At 72.5% G+C, this 18,028-nt stretch carries 16 protein-coding genes; 3 read left to right on the top strand and 13 right to left on the bottom strand.

Annotation, left to right across the window (positions count from 1 at the left end):
- Positions 1-56: 56 nt before the first annotated feature.
- The 6 genes from rplS to IF19_RS0123185 all read right to left on the bottom strand — a co-directional run bounded on the left by rplS (position 57) and on the right by IF19_RS0123185 (position 3,568).
- On the bottom strand, positions 57-407 hold the full coding sequence (gene rplS, locus IF19_RS0123210; protein WP_006127901.1) for a 50S ribosomal protein L19: 351 nt from the start codon (positions 405-407) through the stop codon (positions 57-59).
- A 129-nt stretch (positions 408-536) separates the two neighbouring features.
- The gene (gene trmD, locus IF19_RS0123205) at positions 537-1,358 is read right to left on the bottom strand and encodes a tRNA (guanosine(37)-N1)-methyltransferase TrmD (protein ID WP_030117742.1); all 822 of its coding nucleotides are present in this window, start codon (positions 1,356-1,358) and stop codon (positions 537-539) included.
- Positions 1,355-2,002 carry a ribosome maturation factor RimM gene (rimM, locus tag IF19_RS0123200; protein ID WP_030117741.1) on the bottom strand — a complete coding sequence of 216 codons (648 nt, stop codon included), beginning with the start codon at positions 2,000-2,002 and terminating at the stop codon, positions 1,355-1,357. The genes trmD and rimM overlap by 4 nt, the downstream gene beginning before the upstream one ends.
- Positions 2,003-2,132: 130 nt before the next feature.
- The gene (locus tag IF19_RS0123195; protein WP_003965959.1) at positions 2,133-2,372 is read right to left on the bottom strand and encodes an RNA-binding protein; all 240 of its coding nucleotides are present in this window, start codon (positions 2,370-2,372) and stop codon (positions 2,133-2,135) included.
- A gap of 2 nt (positions 2,373-2,374) precedes the next feature.
- Positions 2,375-2,815, bottom strand: a complete 441-nt coding sequence (gene rpsP / locus IF19_RS0123190) for a 30S ribosomal protein S16 (RefSeq protein WP_030117740.1) — start codon at positions 2,813-2,815, stop codon at positions 2,375-2,377.
- Between the two features lie 159 nt (positions 2,816-2,974).
- Positions 2,975-3,568, bottom strand: coding sequence for a hypothetical protein (locus IF19_RS0123185; RefSeq protein ID WP_030197522.1), 594 nt, complete (start codon positions 3,566-3,568; stop codon positions 2,975-2,977).
- A gap of 617 nt (positions 3,569-4,185) precedes the next feature.
- Here IF19_RS0123185 and IF19_RS0123180 point away from each other — a divergent pair.
- Complete coding sequence (locus IF19_RS0123180) at positions 4,186-5,070, top strand: MDR/zinc-dependent alcohol dehydrogenase-like family protein (RefSeq protein WP_030117738.1); 885 nt, start codon at positions 4,186-4,188, stop codon at positions 5,068-5,070.
- Between the two features lie 90 nt (positions 5,071-5,160).
- Here IF19_RS0123180 and ffh read toward each other — a convergent pair whose 3' ends face one another.
- From ffh to nsdA, 5 genes are all read right to left on the bottom strand, one after another.
- A complete protein-coding gene (ffh, locus tag IF19_RS0123175) occupies positions 5,161-6,714 on the bottom strand; it encodes a signal recognition particle protein (RefSeq protein ID WP_030197526.1) in 1,554 nt (517 codons plus the stop codon).
- A gap of 122 nt (positions 6,715-6,836) precedes the next feature.
- Positions 6,837-9,296 (bottom strand): [protein-PII] uridylyltransferase, encoded by a 2,460-nt coding sequence (locus IF19_RS0123170; RefSeq protein WP_030277567.1) that lies wholly within the window; start codon positions 9,294-9,296, stop codon positions 6,837-6,839.
- Positions 9,297-9,326: 30 nt separating this feature from the next.
- A complete protein-coding gene (locus tag IF19_RS0123165; RefSeq protein WP_030117734.1) occupies positions 9,327-9,665 on the bottom strand; it encodes a P-II family nitrogen regulator in 339 nt (112 codons plus the stop codon).
- Positions 9,662-11,014: an ammonium transporter gene (locus IF19_RS0123160; RefSeq protein ID WP_030117733.1), complete on the bottom strand. Its 1,353-nt coding sequence runs from the start codon at positions 11,012-11,014 to the stop codon at positions 9,662-9,664. The genes IF19_RS0123165 and IF19_RS0123160 overlap by 4 nt, the downstream gene beginning before the upstream one ends.
- A 429-nt stretch (positions 11,015-11,443) precedes the next feature.
- Entirely contained in the window at positions 11,444-12,919 is a 1,476-nt protein-coding gene (gene nsdA / locus IF19_RS0123155; protein ID WP_030117732.1) for a transcriptional repressor NsdA, read from the bottom strand.
- A 428-nt stretch (positions 12,920-13,347) separates the two neighbouring features.
- Here nsdA and IF19_RS0123150 point away from each other — a divergent pair, with 428 nt between their 5' ends.
- On the top strand, positions 13,348-13,995 hold the full coding sequence (locus IF19_RS0123150; protein WP_030277566.1) for a bifunctional DNA primase/polymerase: 648 nt from the start codon (positions 13,348-13,350) through the stop codon (positions 13,993-13,995).
- 75 nt (positions 13,996-14,070) lie between these two features.
- Here the strand turns inward: IF19_RS0123150 and ftsY are convergent, their stop codons facing one another.
- A complete protein-coding gene (ftsY, locus tag IF19_RS0123145; protein WP_030117730.1) occupies positions 14,071-15,273 on the bottom strand; it encodes a signal recognition particle-docking protein FtsY in 1,203 nt (400 codons plus the stop codon).
- 242 nt (positions 15,274-15,515) lie between these two features.
- Between ftsY and IF19_RS0123140 the strand changes: the two genes are divergently transcribed.
- Positions 15,516-16,496, top strand: coding sequence for an LLM class flavin-dependent oxidoreductase (locus IF19_RS0123140; protein WP_030277565.1), 981 nt, complete (start codon positions 15,516-15,518; stop codon positions 16,494-16,496).
- A 71-nt stretch (positions 16,497-16,567) separates the two neighbouring features.
- Here the strand turns inward: IF19_RS0123140 and IF19_RS0123135 are convergent, their stop codons facing one another.
- A complete protein-coding gene (locus tag IF19_RS0123135; protein WP_030117727.1) occupies positions 16,568-17,986 on the bottom strand; it encodes a sugar porter family MFS transporter in 1,419 nt (472 codons plus the stop codon).
- Between the last annotated feature and the right edge of the window lie 42 nt (positions 17,987-18,028).

The following is an 18,028-nucleotide window of genomic DNA, read 5'->3' as shown; positions in this document are numbered from 1 at the left end:
GCCTATCCGGCCGCGCTGTGAACGGGTCATCCCCGGGGGGACGGCCGGGCGACAGCTCAGTTGTCGCGCTTCTCCTTGATCTTCGCGGCCTTGCCGCGCAGCTCACGGAGGAAGTACAGCTTGGCGCGGCGGACGTCACCGCGGGTGACGAGCTCGATCTTCTCGAAGATCGGGCTGTGCACCGGGAAGGTGCGCTCGACGCCGACGCTGAAGGAGACCTTGCGAACCGTGAAGGTCTCGCTGACGCCCGCGCCCTGGCGGCGGATGACGACGCCCTTGAACTGCTGGATACGGGAGCGGTTGCCCTCGATCACGCGGACGTGGACGTTGACGGTGTCACCGGGGCGGAACGCCGGGACGTCCGACCGGAGGGTCGCGGCATTGACGTCATCGAGCAGGGAAGCCATGGTTTCTGCTTTCTTCGCCGATGCCACAGGTCATCGACGGAATGTCGTGGAGAGTTCGGAGAGCTGATCGCGTCGGGCGGGCGTCTTTCCCCCTGTGGCAGGGGCGCACACCGGACGTACAGCAGCGGCCTATTCTTCCACGGCGGTGGGCCTGCGCCAAAATCGGCCGCCGGGCTCCGGCGCGAAGCCGAGGATGGACAGGATCTCGCGGTCCTTCTTGTCGAACGCGCTCGCCTCACACCGCTCGATCAGATCGGGGCGGTTGAGGGCGGTACGGGCGAACGCCTGGTCCCGCCGCCAGCGCGCGATCTTCCCGTGGTGTCCGCTGAGCAGCACGTCCGGGATGGAGCGGCCACGCCACTCGGGAGGCTTGGTGTAGACGGGGCCCTCCAGGAGGTTGGCCATCGCGCCCGGGGCGAAGGAGTCGTCCCGGTGGGACTCGGCGTTGCCGAGGACCCCGGGCAGGAGCCGCGCCACGGCCTCCGTGACCACCAGGACGGCCGCTTCCCCGCCGGCCAGCACGTAGTCGCCGATGGACACCTCGACGACCCGCGTCCGGGTGGCGTACTCGTCGATCACCCGGCGGTCGATGCCCTCGTACCGCGCCGGGGTGAAGACGAGCCACGGGGCGGCCGAGAGTTCGACGGCCAGTTCCTGGGTGAACGGCCGGCCGCCGGGCGTGGGCACGACGAGGACCGGGGAGTGCGCCCCGGCCTCGTAGCCGTCGGCCAGGGCCTCGTCCAGGGCGTCGCCCCAGGGCTCGGTCTTCATGACCATGCCGGGGCCGCCGCCGTAAGGGGTGTCGTCGACCGTGTTGTGGCGGTCGTACGTCCACTCCCGCAGATCGTGGACGTGGACGTCCAGCACGCCCCGGGCGCGGGCCTTGCCGACCAGGGAGACGTTCAGCGGTTCCAGGTACTCGGGGAAGATCGTGACGACGTCGAGCCTCATCGGGCGTCGCCCTTCGGCGTCTCGTCCGGACCCTCCGGGGCCGCCTCGTCCGCGTTCCAGGGGGCTTCGCCCTCGTGGCCGGGGGCGGCGTCCGCGTCGGACTCCTCGTCGCGGGAGGAGGCGATCACGGCCTCGCTCTCGTCGATCAGGCCGGGCGGCGGGGTGATGACCGCGCGCTGCTCCTCCAGATCGATCTCGGTGACGATCTCCTCGACGAAGGGGATCATCACCTCGCTGCCGTCGGGGCGCTCCACGATGAACAGGTCCTGGGAGGGCAGGTGGGAGATCTCGGTGATCCGGCCGATCTCGGTGCCGTCGGCGAGCACCACGTCGAGGTCGATCAGCTGGTGGTCGTAGAACTCGTCCTCCTCCTCGGGGAGTTCGTCCGGGTCCACATCGGCGATCAGCAGGGTGTTGCGCAGGGCCTCGGCAGCGGTCCGGTCGCGTACGCCCTCGAAGCGCAGCAGGAGCCGGCCGCTGTGGACCCGGCCGGCCTCGATCGTCAGCGGGCCCGTCGCCGCCGGTTCGGTGGCCAGGACGGCGCCGGGGCCGAGCCGCAGCTCCGGCTCGTCCGTTCGTACCTCGACGGTGACCTCGCCCTTGATGCCGTGGGCGCGGCCGATCCGCGCGACTACCAACTGCACGCTGTTCTCCGATTGGTGGGTGGGGACGCCGGCCCGTCACGGAAACGTCCGGAGGCCCGGGTGGCCGACGACAAAGGCCGGGGACGGCCCGAAGGCCCTCCCCGGCCCTGGCCGGTGTTCAACTCGCTGATCAGCGAACCTGGTCCACATCGACGAGGTCGACACGGATACCGCGGCCGCCGATGGCACCCACGACCGTACGCAGGGCGCGAGCGGTGCGGCCGTTGCGGCCGATCACCTTGCCGAGGTCGTCCGGGTGGACCCGGACCTCCAGCACGCGCCCGCGCCGCAGGGTGCGCTCGGCAACCTGCACGTCGTCGGGGTTGTCGACAATGCCCTTCACGAGGTGCTCGAGAGCCTCCTCGAGCATGCTCAGGCCTCGGTCGACTCGGTGGACGCGGCAGCGTCAGCAGCCTCGTCCGCCTTCTTGTCGGACTTCTTGGCCTTGGGCGTGATGGCCTCGCCCTTGGCCTCGTCGCCGTCCGCGGACAGCGCCTCGAACAGCGCGCGCTTGTCAGCCTTGGGCTCCGGCTGCAGCAGCGGCGCGGGGGCCGGGAGACCCTTGTGGGCCTGCCAGTCACCGGTGAGCTTCAGGATCGCGAGAACCGGCTCGGTCGGCTGGGCGCCGACGGACAGCCAGTACCGCGCACGCTCCGAGTTGACCTCGATGCGCGAGGGGTTCTGCACCGGGTGGTACAGGCCGATCTCCTCGATGGCCCGGCCGTCACGGCGGGTGCGGGAGTCGGCGACGACGATGCGGTAGTGAGGCGAACGGATCTTGCCCAGACGCTTCAGCTTGATCTTGACTGCCACGGAAGTGGTGTCTCCTGTGTCTCTGACGTGGTTGGGCACAACGAAGATGCCACGTGGGGTTGCGGTACTCGGAGTGCCCGATGGACGCGTCAGCCGGAGGAGAGAGGGGTCCTGTGCGACTGTCGAGTACAGCTAGCCATTGTGCCACACCACATCGGCTCACCCCACCGCGACCGCCGCTTCCGGGATCCGGAACGGCTTGCCGCAGCCGCCGCAGACGATCGGCGCCTGCGCCAGGACCGACGGGACGACGCGGACGTTGCGCCCGCACTCGCAGACGGCCTTGACCCGCACGCCGCCCCCGGAGGAACCGTGCCGGGCGGCGGGCCCCCGGAAGGAGCGCTTGGTGTCGGCGGCGGTGGCGACGGTGTGCGCCTTCAGGGCGCGCTGCAGCCGTTCGGTGGTCGGGCGGTACCGGCGCTTGGCTTCGGGATTCAGCGTGACCAGCGAGAATCCGCTGCTGGGGTGGGGCTCCTCGGCGTGATCGAGGCCCAGCTCCTCGGCGATCGCGAGGAAGCGTCGGTTGTGGTAGCGGCCGGCGCGGGAGGTGTCGCGGACACCTCTCGCGGCGGCGATGCCGTGGACTGCCTCGTGGAGCAGTCGCTCGAAGGAGAGCTCGGCGCCACAGGCGGACGAGGACTCTCCGATCAGGGACTCTGGGGCGGCGAGATCGGGCAGCTCGGGGTGGTACCGCTGAATGTCGGCCCACGCCTGCGCCAGCTCTGCGGCAAGTACAGGTGGTGTCGTGCTCACGTCGTGACAACGAGCCCGAGGGCTCCGGTGTTCCTATTCCGGGGCATCCCAAATAATTTGCACGTACCAGTCAGTCGGCGTTGATGCGTCCGGACGAGGGCGGGTACGCAGAACTGCGGAGAAGACGCACAGCTCGCACCAAGCTGGTGCACAGCGTGCGGTACGCCGGGGGGCTCGCGCGTAGGGAGCGCGGGCGGGCGGCGCACCTGACGGATCCCGCCCGGAAGAGTACCCGTGCCGCCGCTCGACGTGCCCGGTGCCGGATGTCGGGTAAGACTGGGTCGGAGAGCAGCACGGGACGGGGCGCACGACCGGGGCACGCAAGCACAGCTCCACAACCCCTGGACGGAACGGCGGATGCGCAGTTCCCTGGCTAAGGGTTGTCCCGCAACTCCCGGTGGATCAGCGCACGGCGTCAGATGCGGTGCATCGCACGGCGGAGATGCGCCCGAATACTGGACGTATTCGGGCGTTTCGACAACGCGGCGAGGTGCCGTGGCTGTCGTCGTGCGCCCGCCGGGAATTGCGGGACGGCCCTTACGGGGTGCCGAGCACCCGCACGCGGGGGACGTCCACTCGGGCACGACCGAACCTCTTGGCGGATTGGGGCCTTTTCCATGACACCAACGCTCGTCCGGAACCAGCCGTACGCGGGCGCCCCCGCGCCGGCGGACGCCGGTAGCCGCGCACGCGACTGGGCCGAGATCCAGGAACGCATGCTCGCCCCCCTCCACGAAGCGGTGTACGACCGGATGGAGGTCGGAGCCGCCACCCGGATGCTCGCCCTGGGCTGCGGCTCGGGCCTCGCGATGCTCGTCGCGGCGGCCCGGGGGGCGCACGTGACGGGGGTGGACTCGGACCGGGAGCGCCTGGCGCTGGCCCGTACGCGGCTGCTGCCCGGCGCCGACGGGGACGAGACGCCCGCGCACTCCCCGCACCCGGCCGGGGGCCGGGCCCGGCTGATGGAGGACGGGAGCCCCGCGCCGTCCGCCGCGGACGGCGCCCCGTACAACCTGATCACGGTGTTCGAGCCGATCGGCTGCGCGGCCGGGGACTCCGAGGGGCTGGTACCGGCGCTGCGGTCGGCCGTCCCGCTGGCGGTCCGGGGCGCGTCGGTGGTGCTGACCGGCTGGGGTCCGCCCGAGCGCTGCGCCACGGCGGACGTGCTGCGCGTGGCGGCGCGGCTGGCGGATTCGGCGCGGCCGCCGCGTACGGAGCCGGGCAGGTGGCGGCCCACCCTCCGGGACGACCTGGAGGACGTGGCGGCGCGGGCCGGGCTGCGGCCGGACGGTTCGGGGCGGGTGTCCTGCCCGTTCGGCTACGCGAACGTGGGCAGCGCGGTGCGCGGCCTGCTGTCCACCGGGCTCTTCGACGCCGCCGTGCGGGCCACGGACCGGTCCCAGGTGGAGAAGGAGGTCGCGGAGGCCCTGCATCCGCATCGGCGGCCGGACGGCACGGTGTGGATGCCGAACGTCTTCCGCTATCTGGTCTGCGTGACCTGAGCGGCACGGAGCCCGCCGGGCCGGGCCCGGACGCGCGTAAGGGGCGCCCTCTCTCAAGGGCGCCCCTTACGCGTACGTACGCCGTACCGGCTACATGAACTTCTTGAACTCGTCCGGCAGCTCGAAGTTCTTGCCGTCCTGCGCGGCGGGCAGTCCGAGCGCGCCGCCGTTCTGGGCGGCCTGCTCGCGGCGGGCGGCCGCGGCCTGCTCCTCGGCCTTGCGCTTCATCGGGTTGCCGCTCTTGCGCTTGCCCTTGGCCTGCTTGACCTGCTTCTTCTGCCGGCCGGGGCCGCCACCCATGCCGGGCATCCCCGGCATTCCGGGCATGCCGCCGCCCTGGGCCATCTTCGACATCATCTTGCGGGCCTCGAAGAAGCGCTCCACCAGGCTCTTGACCACGGAGACCTCGACGCCGGAGCCCTTGGCGATACGGGCGCGGCGGGAGCCGTTGATGATCGTCGGCTCGGCGCGCTCCTTGGGCGTCATCGACTTGATGATCGCGGCGGTGCGGTCGATGTCGCGCTCGTCGATGTTGTTGATCTGGTCCTTGATCTGCCCCATGCCGGGCAGCATCCCGAGCAGCTTGGAGATGGAGCCCATCTTGCGGACCTGCTCCATCTGGGCCAGGAAGTCGTCGAGGGTGAAGTCCTTCCCGCCCTTGCTCGACTGGAGCTTCGAGGCCATTTTGGCGGCCTCTTCCTGACTGAACGTCTTCTCCGCGTGCTCGATCAGGGTGAGGAGGTCACCCATGTCGAGGATGCGGGAGGCCATCCGGTCCGGGTGGAACGCGTCGAAGTCCTCCAGCTTCTCGCCGTTCGACGCGAACATGATCTGCTTGCCCGTGACGTGGGCGATCGACAGGGCCGCGCCACCGCGGGCGTCGCCGTCGAGCTTGGAGAGCACCACGCCGTCGAAGCCGACGCCGTCGCGGAACGCCTCGGCGGTGTTGACCGCGTCCTGACCGATCATGGCGTCGACGACGAAGAGGATCTCGTCGGGGCTGACGGCGTCGCGGATGTCCGCGGCCTGCCGCATCAGCTCCTGGTCGATGCCGAGGCGGCCGGCGGTGTCGACGATGACGATGTCGTGGACCTTGGCCTTGGCGAACTCGATGGAGTCCTTGGCAACCCGGACCGGGTCGCCGACGCCGTTGCCCGGCTCGGGGGCGTAGACCGCGACGCCGGCGCGCTCGGCGACGACGCTCAGCTGGTTGACGGCGTTGGGGCGCTGGAGGTCGCAGGCGACGAGCAGCGGGGAGTGGCCCTGGCCCTTGAGCCAGAGGCCGAGCTTTCCGGCGAGCGTCGTCTTGCCCGCGCCCTGGAGGCCGGCGAGCATGATCACGGTGGGGGCGGTCTTGGCGAACCGCAGCCGCCGGGTCTCGCCGCCGAGGATGGAGACGAGCTCCTCGTTGACGATCTTGACGACCTGCTGGGCGGGGTTCAGCGCCTGGGAGACCTCGGCGCCGCGCGCCCGCTCCTTCACGTTGGCGATGAAGGCCCGGACCACGGGCAGGGCGACGTCGGCTTCCAGCAGGGCGATACGGATCTCGCGTGCCGTGGCGTCGATGTCCGCCTCGGACAAGCGGCCCTTGCCCCTGAGGTTCTTGAAGGTCGCGCTAAGGCGGTCGGAGAGAGTATCGAACACGGCGCTCGTCGGTCCTCAGGGTCGGGGTCGGGGGCTGGTCAATCGCCCTCCAGGGTATCCGCCCCCCGGAGAACGCCAAGCCCTCGCCCGGACACTGCCGGGCGAGGGCCGTCGGTACGCGGTCAGCCGAGGGCCTTCTCGACCTCCCGGACCACCTCGGCGGCCCGTTCCGGGGGCAGGGGTTCGCCGTCGGCGCCGGTGACGTAGAAGGCGTCCACGGCGTTGGCGCCGAGGGTGGAGACATGGGCGCTCCGCACCCGTACCGCGCTCTCCTCCAGGGCCCGGCCGATGCGGTGCAGCAGGCCGGGGGCGTCCTGGGCGCGGACCTCGATGACGGTGGCGCGGCGGGAGCCCGCGGCGGCGACGGCGACCCGGGGCGGCGGGGCCTTCACCCCGCGCCTGCGGGGTTGGGCGGCCTCCCGTTCGGCGAGCCGGGCGCGGATGTCCAGGGAGCCGTCCAGGGCGCGTACGAGGTCGGCGCGGAGGCGGGCGGCCTCCGGGAGGGAGCCGTACTCGGCGGCCACCCGCCAGCTGAGCAGGAGCAGGTCCGTCCGCTCCCCCACCTCGTCGGGCAGTTCCAGCGCGCGCAGGTCGGCGGAGCGGACGGTGAGGCGGTGGAGGGCGAGGACGCCCGCGGCGGCGGGCAGGACGCCGGGGCGGTCGGGCAGGGCGATGAGGAGTTCGACGCCGACCGGTGCGACCTCGCCGTCCCCGTCGGGGTCCTCGGTTCGGGTGTGCAGGGTGAGGACGGGCCCGCCGGTGCGCAGGGCCTCGACGGCGAGCCGTTCGTGCTCGGTGCCGGGCGCGTCCTCGACGGGCTCATCGGGGAGCTCCCCGGCGAACACGGCCGTGACGCGTTTGACCAGGTCGGCGACGAGTGAGGCGCGCCAGGTGCTCCAGGCGGCGGGCCCGGTGGCGAGGGCGTCGGCCTCGGTGAGGGCGTGCAGCAGCTCCAGGGTGGAGGCGCTGCCCACGGCCGCCGCGACGGCCTGGACGGTGGCGGGGTCGTCGAGGTCGCGCCGGGTGGCGGTCTCGACGAGCAGCAGGTGGTGGCGTACGAGAGTGGCGACGACGCCCACGTCCTGCTGGTCGAAGCCGATCCGGGTGGCCATGTCGCGGGCGATGACCTCGCCGGCCACGGAGTGGTCGCCGGGCCACCCCTTGCCGATGTCGTGCAGGAGGGCGGCGACCAGGAGCAGGTCGGGGCGGTGGACGCGGCGGGTGAGGGAGGCGGCGCGGACGGCGGTCTCCACGAGGTGCCGGTCGACGGTCCAGGTGTGGACGGGGTTGCGCTGGGGGCGGCAGTGGACACGTTCCCAGTCGGGCAGCAGCCGGGTGATGATCCCCTCCGCCTCCAGGGCCTCCCAGACGGGGACGGTGGCCTCGCCCGCGCCGAGCAGGGTGACCAGTTCCTCGCGGGCCTCGGGGGGCCAGGGCACCGGCAGCGGCCGGGCGGTGGCCGCCAGGTGGCGTACGAGGTGGCGGGAGAGCGGGAGTCCGGCCTCGGCGGCGGCCGCGGCGGCGCGCAGGGTGAGGACGGGGTCGCGTTCGGGGCGGGCGGCGCGGGCGAGGACCACTTCCCCGTCCGCGTCCACCACGCCGTCGGCGAGCGGGGCGCGCTCGGGGGCGGGCCTGGCGCCGAGGCCGCCGGTGAGCAGGGCGCGCAGCTTCGGGCGGGCGGAGCGGGCGCGCAGGACCCGCTCGACCTCGCGCCAGGTGACGTCGGTGGCGTACGAGACCGTGCGCGCGGCTTCGTAGACCTGGCGCAGCAGGGTGTCGGCGTCGAGCAGGCCGAGCGCTCGGGCGACCTGGTCCTGTTCCTGGAGGGCGAGGCGGTCGGTGGCGCGTCCGGTGGTGAGGTGGAGGGCGTCGCGGACGTCGAGGAGGGTGCGGCGCGCCCGGTCGAGCCCTTCGCGGGGGGCGTCGGCGACCCAGGAGGCGGCGACGGCGCGCAGGGCGGTGGCGTCGCGGAGGCCGCCGCGGGCCTCCTTGAGGTCGGGTTCCAGGAGGAACGGGAGCTCGCCCGCCCGTTCCGCGCGTTCCCGGCCGAGCGCGATGAGGGCGGGGAGCCGTCCGGCGGCCTGGTTGCGCCAGTCGGCGAGGATCGCGGTGCGCAGGGAGGCGACGAGGCCGAGGTCGCCGGCGACCGGGCGGGCGTCGAGCAGGCCGAGCTGGACCTTGAGGTCCTCGCCGGCGGTCTTCCGGGCCTCGGCGGGGGTGCGTACGGAGTGGTCGAGGGCGATGCCCAGGTCCCAGACCGGGTACCAGACGGCGTCCGCGAGGGCGGCGAGGGCGGCCGGGTCCGCCTTGCCGTCGTGCAGCAGGAGCAGGTCGAGGTCGCTGCGCGGGGAGAGTTCGCCGCGCCCGTAGCCGCCGACGGCGACGAGGGCGGCGCCGCGCACCCCGGTACGGGTGGCGGCGGCCGTGAAGAGGCCGGTGAGCCAGTCGTCGGTGAGGCGGGCGAGGGCCGCACGGCGCGGCGGCCCGGACCGCGCCTCCTGCTGGAGGAGGCGCAGCCGGGCCGCCGCGTAGCCGCTGGGTCCCGAGCCTTCGGTTTCGGTGGTCGCTTCGGTACTCGTCACCCGCGCTGCCTTCCGTTCGTGGGCCGTCGGTCAGAGGGCGTCCGGGCCGCGCTCACCGGTCCGCACGCGGACGGCGGTGTCGACCGGGACGCTCCAGACCTTCCCGTCACCGATCTTGCCGGTGCGGGCGGCCTTGACGACGACTTCGATGAGCTGTTCGGCGTCCTCGTCCTCGACGAGGACCTCGATACGGATCTTGGGGACCAGGTCGACGGTGTACTCGGCGCCCCGGTAGACCTCGGTGTGGCCGCGCTGCCGCCCGTAACCGCTGGCCTCGGTGACGGTGAGCCCGTGGACGCCGAAGGCTTGGAGGGCCTCCTTGATCTCGTCCAGCCGGTGCGGCTTCACGACCGCGGTGATGAGCTTCATGCGTCCACCTTCTTTGCCTTCGGTGCTGCCGTCGGGGCGGGTGCGGGGGCGGTGGTGCGGGCGACCGAGCCGCCGCCGGTGCCGCTGAAGTCGTAGGCCGTCTCGGCGTGCTCGACCTGGTCGATGCCCGAGACCTCGTCGTCCTCGGAGACCCGCATCCCGATCGTCCGGTGGATCGCGAGGGCGAGGAGCGCGGAGACGACGAGAGAGTACGCGAGGACCGCGACGACGCCGACGACCTGCTTGCCGAGCTGTTCCACGCCGCCGCCGTAGAAGAGGCCCGCGGCGTCGGACTGGACGCCTCCGGTGGCGAAGAAGCCGACGAGGACCGAGCCGATGACGCCGCCGACGAGGTGGACGCCGATGACGTCGAGGGAGTCGTCGTAGCCGAACTTGTACTTGAGGCCGACCGCCATGGCGCACAGGACACCGGCGATGACGCCGATCGCGAGGGCGCCCAGGGGGCTGACGGAGCCGCCCGCCGGGGTGATGGCGACGAGGCCGGCGACCGCGCCGGACGCGGCGCCGAGGGTGGTGAAGGAGCCGTGGCGCAGCTTCTCGTAGACGAGCCAGCCGAGGACGGCCGCTGCGGTGGCGACCTGGGTGTTGAGGAACATGACCGCGCCGACGCCGTCGTCGTTGCCGAGCCAGGATCCGGCGTTGAAGCCGAACCAGCCGAACCAGAGGAGGGCCGCGCCGAGCATGACGAGCGGGAGGCTGTGCGGCCGCATCGGGTCCTTCTTGAAGCCGACGCGCTTGCCGATGACCAGGATGACGCCGAGGGCGGCGGCGCCGGCGTTGATGTGGACGGCGGTGCCGCCGGCGAAGTCGATGACGCCCATCTCGAAGAGCCAGCCGCCGGTGCCCCAGACCCAGTGGGCGACGGGGAAGTAGACGACGGTGACCCACAGGACGATGAAGAGCGCCCAGGCGGTGAACTTCACGCGGTCGGCGAGGGCGCCGCTGATCAGGGCCGGGGTGAGGACCGCGAACATGAGCTGGAAGGCGGCGAAGACGTACACCGGGATGGTGTAGCCGTCCCAGAGTTCGGTGACGCCGATCCCGCTGAGGCCGACGTAGTCGCCGCTCCAGCCGACGACCGAGCCGACGTCGGCGCCGAAGGCGAGGCTGAATCCGTAGAGCACCCACAGGACCGTGACGATCCCGAGGCTGATGAAGCTCATCATCAGCATGTTGAGGGTGCTCTTGACGCGGACCATGCCTCCGTAGAAGAAGGCCAGGCCGGGGGTCATGAGCATCACCAGGGCCGAGCAGATGAGCATGAACCCGGTGTTGGCGGCAGACAGCTCGGGGGCGTCTGCGGCAAGCGTCGTGATGCCTGGGGGCATCGGCGTCTCCTCGTCGTCGGAGCGGCCGCGGCGTGCGGGGGAAGGCTGCGGGACCACTGGGCTGCGGTGCGGGCCGTTATGAGCCACGAGATTGGCTCAGAGCCGTTTCATGGGATGCCGCACGGTGTTTCCCGGGCGTGACGAAGAGGCGGTGCGTGTTACGGGCGGATGAACCGCGGGTGGCGCGTCCGGTCGGCCGCCTACCCTGCGGCGGACGCCGTGGGCGGGCCGCGCGGTGCGCGCCGGGCACGGCCCGCCCACCACCCGCCGTACACGGCCCGCGGCACACATGGGGCACGGCCCGCACCGCGGCGGAAGCCGGTCGCGGGCGAAAGAAACCGGCCGCGGCGCTCCTCCGCGTGACCGGGCGATGGGGGAGCCGAGTCGGGGTGTACGGAAGGGGGCGCCGCGGCCGGGGCCGGGGGCCGGTCAGACCGCTTCGGCGGTCTCCGGGAGCTGTTCGTGGAGCATGTCGGTGAGCCGGGCGACGTCGGCGACGTCCCCGAAGTCGCGGGCGGCGGTGTCGACGGTCTTGCGCAGACGCGTGTTGACGCGCTCGGAGCGGACCTTCTTGGCGATCTTCAGGGCGCGGGCGGCCAGCACGGTGGACTGCTCGGGCTCGCGCTGGAGCAGGTGGACGGTGGCCATGCCGATGAGGTTGAGCGCGTAGGAGCGCTGGTGCTCGTCGTCGTCGCCGAACAGCTCGACGGCCTTCTCCATGACGGGTTCGGCGAGCGAGGCGTAGGTGGGGCTGCGGCCGGCGACGTAGGCCAGGTCGCGGTAGGAGTGGGCGTTCTCCCCGTTCAGCTCGGCCTCGGAGAAGAAGCGGATCCAGTCGGGCTCGGGCTCGCCGTCGAGGCCGGCGTCCTCGAAGGTGTCCTCGGCCATCCGGACGGCCCGCTTGCACTTGCTGGGCTGGCCCATGTTGGCGTAGGCGCGGGCCTCCATCGCATACAGCATCGCCTGGGTGCGGGAGGTGGCGCAGTCCCGACTGCCGTACTGGGCGAGGTGGATGAGTTCCAGGGCGTCGTCGGGGCGGCCGAGGTGGATCATCTGGCGGCTCATGCTGGAGAGGATGTAGCTGCCGAGCGGTTTGTCGCCGGCCTCCTTGGCGGCGTGCAGGGCGAGCACGAAGTACTTCTGGGCGGTGGGCTGGAGGCCGACGTCGTAGCTCATCCAGCCCGCCAGCTCGGCCAGTTCGGCGGCGCAGCGGAAGAGGCGCTGGGCGGTGGGGCCCGGCTGCGGCTCCTGGAGCAGGTCGGTGACCTCGTGCAGCTGTCCGACGACGGCCTTGCGGCGCAGTCCGCCGCCGCACTGGGCGTCCCACTGGCGGAACATCGCGGTGGTGGACTCCAGCAGGTCCAGCTCGGGCGGGGAGAGCCGGGAGGGGCGGGGTTCGGCGGCCGGGGCCTCGGGCGTGCCGGGGCCCTGCGCGGGGACGGGGGCCAGCCAGCGCTGCATGGGCTCGATGAGGGCGGGCCCGGCGGCCAGCGTCAGCGAGGAGCCGAGGAAGCCGCGCCGGGCGAGCATGAGGTCGCTGCGGGAGAACTCGCTGAGGAGGGCGACGGTCCGCGGACCGGCCCAGGGCAGGTCGACCCCGGCCACCGAGGGTGACTGGTGGGCGGTGCGCAGCCCCAACTGCTCGATGGCGACGACGGCCCCGAAGCGCTCCGAGAACAGTTCGGAGAGGATGCGCGGGATCGGCTCACGCGGCTGCTCCCCGTCGAGCCAGCGCCGCACCCGGGAGGTGTCGGTACTGATGTGGAGGGCGCCCATCTGGCGTGCCCGCCGGTTGACCTGGCGGGCCAGCTCGCCCTTGGACCAGCCACTGCGCACGAACCACGACCCCAACTCCGCGTTGGGCCGCTTTCCGGCATCCGTGCCGTCTGCGCCGCTGCCACCCACTGGAACGCCCCCCATCCCGCCGAATTCTCATCGCGCGAACCGTTGTCAGAATGCCGTGCATCGGTGCTGTCCGTACGGGAGTTCATCACCCTCGAACAGGAAATCGGGTTGCCTGCGGCATACCCGCGGGACCCATCCTTCCAGGAGTTCGCGTACCGACGGTAATCCTACGATCACCCCTGCCGCGACGGGAGTTGAGGAAACGCCACCATTCGCCACCCCTTCTGATGAACCCGACCGCCGCTGAGCGCGCTTGACTTGACCGAACAGGACCGAGGGCGAGCAGGAAGAAGCATTCGGGGGCGCGCGCACCGTGGCGCACTCCCTTTCGCGCTCCCGCGTACGCCACTCGATCGAGTTCAGCGACGGAGGGTTACCCGGGCGACGCGGGACGTAACCACCGGCGAGACGGACCCGTTGGAGGGGGCATGGGCTTCACTATCGGCGGCATCCGGGAGATGCGATCCGGTGCGCGGCGACGCCACCGCGGCACCGCGGGCACGGCGGTGGCCGAGTACACAGGGCTGTGGGGCTGGGCGGTACGGCCCGGGGCGCGGGCGGAGTCCGGCGCCTGCTCGTGCGGCGACGCCGGCTGTCCGGCGCCGGGGGCCCACCCCCTGGACTTCGCCCCCGAGGTCCCGGCGGGCACCGGGCTGGACCGCGCGGCGGACGCCTGGGCCGACACGCCCGGCGCGGCGATGCTGCTGCCCGTGGGGCGCTCCTTCGACGTCCTGGAGGTGGCGGAGCAGGCCGGGCGGCGGGCGGTGGTGCGGATGGAGCGGATGGGGCTGCCGTCGGGGCCGGTCGCGGTGACGCCGACCGGTCGGGCGCAGTTCTTCGTCGCCCCCGGGGCCGCCGCCGAACTGCCGGCGCTGCTCTACCGGACGGGCTGGGACGACGCGGACCTCGACCTGCGCGCCCTCGGCCCCGGGGCGTACGTCACGGCCCCGCCCTCGGACCTCGGCGGCCTCGGCCCGGTCCGCTGGCTGCGGGCCCCCGCGCTGGACACGGCGGCCGCTCCCCCGCCGGCCCGGCTGCTGCTGGGGGCGCTGGCGTACGTCTGCCACCGCTCGTAGGAAGCCCCCGGTACGGCGGACGGGCGGCGCGCTCCCCGTGGGAGCGGCCGCCCGTCCGCCGTCGCGTGGTGCGGGTCAGTCGCCGATCAGGGCGTCCACGAAGGCGCCCGGCTCGAACGGGGCGAGGTCGTCCGGGCCCTCGCCGAGGCCGATCAGCTTCACCGGTACGCCCAGCTCGCGCTGGACCGCGATGACGATGCCGCCCTTGGCGGTGCCGTCGAGCTTGGTGAGGACGATGCCGGTGATGTCCACGACCTCCGCGAACACCCGCGCCTGGACCAGGCCGTTCTGCCCGGTGGTGGCGTCCAGGACGAGCAGCACCTCGTCCAGCGGGCCGTGCTTCTCCACGACGCGCTTGACCTTGCCCAGCTCGTCCATGAGGCCGGTCTTGGTGTGCAGCCGGCCCGCGGTGTCGATGAGGACGACGTCCGCGCCCTCCGCGATGCCCTCCTTGACCGCGTCGTAGGCGATCGAGGCCGGGTCCCCGCCCTCGGGACCGCGGACCGTACGGGCTCCGACGCGCTCGCCCCAGGTCTGGAGCTGGTCGGCGGCGGCCGCGCGGAAGGTGTCGGCCGCGCCGAGGACGACGCTGCGGCCGTCGGCGACGAGCACCCGGGCCAGCTTGCCGGTGGTGGTGGTCTTGCCGGTGCCGTTGACGCCGACGACCATGACGACGCCGGGGGTCTCCGCGCCGCCCTCGGTCTTGACCTCGCGGTCGAAGTCCGGGCCGAGCAGGGTGATCAGCTCTTCGCGGAGGAGGGCGCGCAGTTCCTCGGGGGTGCGGGTGCCGAGCACGCGGACGCGCTCGCGCAGCCGCTCGACCAGTTCCTGGGTGGGGGCGACGCCGACGTCGGCGGTGAGGAGGGTGTCCTCGATCTCCTCCCAGGTGTCCTCGTCGAGGTTGTCCCGGGAGAGCAGGGTGAGGAGCCCCTTGCCCAGGGAGTTCTGCGAGCGGGCGAGCCGGGCCCGCAGCCGGACGAGCCGCCCGGCGGTGGGTTCGGGGACGTCCAGCGCCGGGGCCTCGGGGACCTCGACGACCGGCGCCTCCTCCACGGGCGCGGTGGCGTCCGGGAGGCCGACGTCGTCGATGGTGCGCCGCGCTTCGTCGCGCGGCTTCTCGGCCTCCTCGCCGACCTGCGGTTCGGCGGGAGGGGTGATGGTCGGTGTGCTCGGCGGCGGGGGCGGCAGCTTCTTCTTCTTGCGGCTGCCGACCACGAGCCCGCCGACCAGGCCGACAGCGACCAGGGCGATGACTACAGCGAGGATGACGATTTCCATAACCTGTCCAGTATCGGCCACGGCCGTCCCCCCGGCGCTGCCCCGGCTGGCCCTCGGCGATCCAGCGACCCCATATGCACCTTTTGGCGGCACCGGCGGCAGGCCCCGGACGCCACCCCCTACACATCTGACGCTGCGTCAGCTACGGTGCGCCCGCCTGCCCGACGGCGCGGCTGGGCACGCCGCACACCCGCCCGTCCGCCTGTCCGCCCGCCTGTCCGCCCCGGCGAAGGGACGCCCCGATGGCCTTCACAGTGGTCCGGTTCAATCTCGTCGAGCCCGACGCCACCCGCGTATCGCTCGCGGCCCGCTACCGCGCCGCCCTGGAGATGGCGGCGTACGCGGACGGGCACGGCGTCGACACCGTGCAGACCGAGGAGCACCACGGGGCGGCGAACTCCTGGCTGCCCTCGCCGTTCGCCTTCGCCGGGGCGGTCTTCGGCGCCACCCGGCGGATCGCGGTGACCGTGTCGGCCGCCATCGGGCCGCTGTACGATCCGCTGCGCCTCGCGGAGGACATCGCGGTGCTGGACCTGCTGAGCGCGGGCCGGCTGGTGACGGTGGCGGGCATCGGCTACCGCCCCGAGGAGTACGAGCGGGCCGGGGTGGAGTGGGGGCGGCGCGGCGGGCTCCAGGACGAACTGCTGGAGACCCTGCTGGCCGCGTGGACCGGGGAGCCGTTCCCGTACCGGGGCCGTACCGTACGCGTCACCCCGCGCCCGTACACGCGGCCGCACCCGCCGCTCCTGGTCGGCGGCAGCTCCCGTCCGGCGGCGCGGCGGGCGGCGCGGCTGGGGCTGCCGCTGTTCCCGAGCGCGCATCTGCCGGAGCTGGAGGCGTACTACCAGCGGCAGTGCGCCGAGCACGGGACGGCGGGCTTCTGCATGATGCCGCAGGAGCGCACCCCGCTGCTGCACGTCGCCGAGGACCCGGACCGCGCGTGGGCGCTGTACGGGGAGCACCTGCTGCACGAGGCGCGGACGTACGCCTCCTGGCAGTCGAAGGACATCCGCTCGGCGGTGCGCTCGGGAGCGGCGACGGTGGCGGAGCTGCGCGAGGAGGGCGTCCACCGGATCGTCACGCCGGACGAGCTGGCGGCCCTGGACGCGCAGAGCCTGGTGCTGCATCCGCTGTGCGGCGGGATGCCGGTGGAGGAGGGGTGGCGGAGCCTGCGGTTGTTCTGCGAGGCGGCGGGGAAGACGACGGCCCCGGCTCACGGGTGAGCCGGGGCCGTCGGGGGCCACCGGGGATTCCGGGGCCGCAGGGGCTCTCGGAGCCGTAGGGGGGAAGGGGGTCAGCCCATCTCCTCCAGCGTCTTGCCCTTGGTCTCCTTCACGAACTTGAGCACGAAGGGGATCGAGAGCACGGCGAAGCAGGTGTAGATGATGTAGGTCCCGGAGAGGTTCCAGTCGGCCAGGCTCGGGAAGCTGGCGGTGATCGCCCAGTTGGCGATCCACTGGGCGAAGACGGCGACGCCGAGGGCGGCGGCGCGCAGGCGGTTCGGGAACATCTCGCCCAGGAAGACCCAGACGACCACACCCCACGACAGGGCGAAGAAGAGCACGAAGACGTGGGCGGCGACCAGCGCCGTGGCGCCCTGGGCGGTGGGCAGCTTGCCGTCGACCAGGTCGGCGGAGAAGGCCCACGCCTCGACGGCCAGCGCGACCGCCATGCCGACGGAGCCGACGAGGGCGAGCGGGCGGCGGCCCACCCGGTCCACGAGCACCATCGCGATCACCGTGCCGATGATGTTGATGATCGAGGTGGTGAAGGAGTAGAAGAACGAGTCGGTCGGGTCGATGCCGACGGACTGCCAGAGCGTCGCCGAGTAGTAGAACGCGACGTTGATGCCGACGAGCTGCTGGAACATCGACAGGCCGATACCGACCCAGACGATCGGCAGGAAGACGAACCGGCTGCCGAGCAGGTCCTTGAAGGAGGACTTGTGCTCGCGGTGCATGGCCGTCTCGATCTCGGTCACCCGGGCGTCGAGGTCGATGTCCTTGCCCTCGACCTCTTCGAGGATCTTGCGGGCCTCGGCCTTCTTGCCGACCGAGATCAGGAAGCGCGGGGACTCGGGGATGGCGAAGGAGAGCAGCCCGTACAGCACGGCCGGGACGACCATCACGCCGAGCATCCACTGCCACGCCTCCAGGCCCAGGATCTTCCCGCGCTGGTCGCCGTCGGCGATCTGGAGGACGGCGTAGTTCACCAGCTGGGAGATGGCGATGCCGATGACGATCGCGGCCTGCTGGAAGGAGCCGAGGCGGCCCCGGTAGGCGGGCGGGGAGACCTCGGCGATGTAGGCCGGGCCGATCACGGAGGCCATGCCGATGGCGAAGCCGCCGATGATGCGCCACATCGCCAGGTCCCAGAGCGCGAACGGCAGCGCCGATCCGATGGCGCTGGCGGTGAAGAGCACCGAGGCGATCTGCATGCAGCGGATGCGGCCGATCCGGTCGGCGATGCGGCCGGCGGTGGCGGCGCCGATCGCGCAGCCGATCAGGGCGATGGCGATGACCTGGGCGAGCGTGCCGGAGCCGATGTCGTACCGGTCGCGGATGGCCTCGACGGCCCCGTTGATGACGGAGCTGTCGTAACCGAAGAGGAAGCCGCCCATCGCCGCGGCAGCGGTGATGAAGATGACGTGGCCGAGGTGGTCCGGGTGGGCCGCCCGGGCCCCGGACTCCGGTCCGTTCGCTGCACTGGTCACATGAACTCCTGATGCCTGGCCGGGGTCAGACGTGGGGGGTGA

This window comes from Streptomyces californicus (assembly GCF_000717645.1).
In the GTDB taxonomy this organism is placed as follows: Bacteria; Actinomycetota; Actinomycetes; order Streptomycetales; family Streptomycetaceae; genus Streptomyces; species Streptomyces californicus.
The sequence above is the reverse complement of the archived record's forward strand: the minus strand, read 5'-3'. Positions and strand labels throughout refer to the sequence as shown.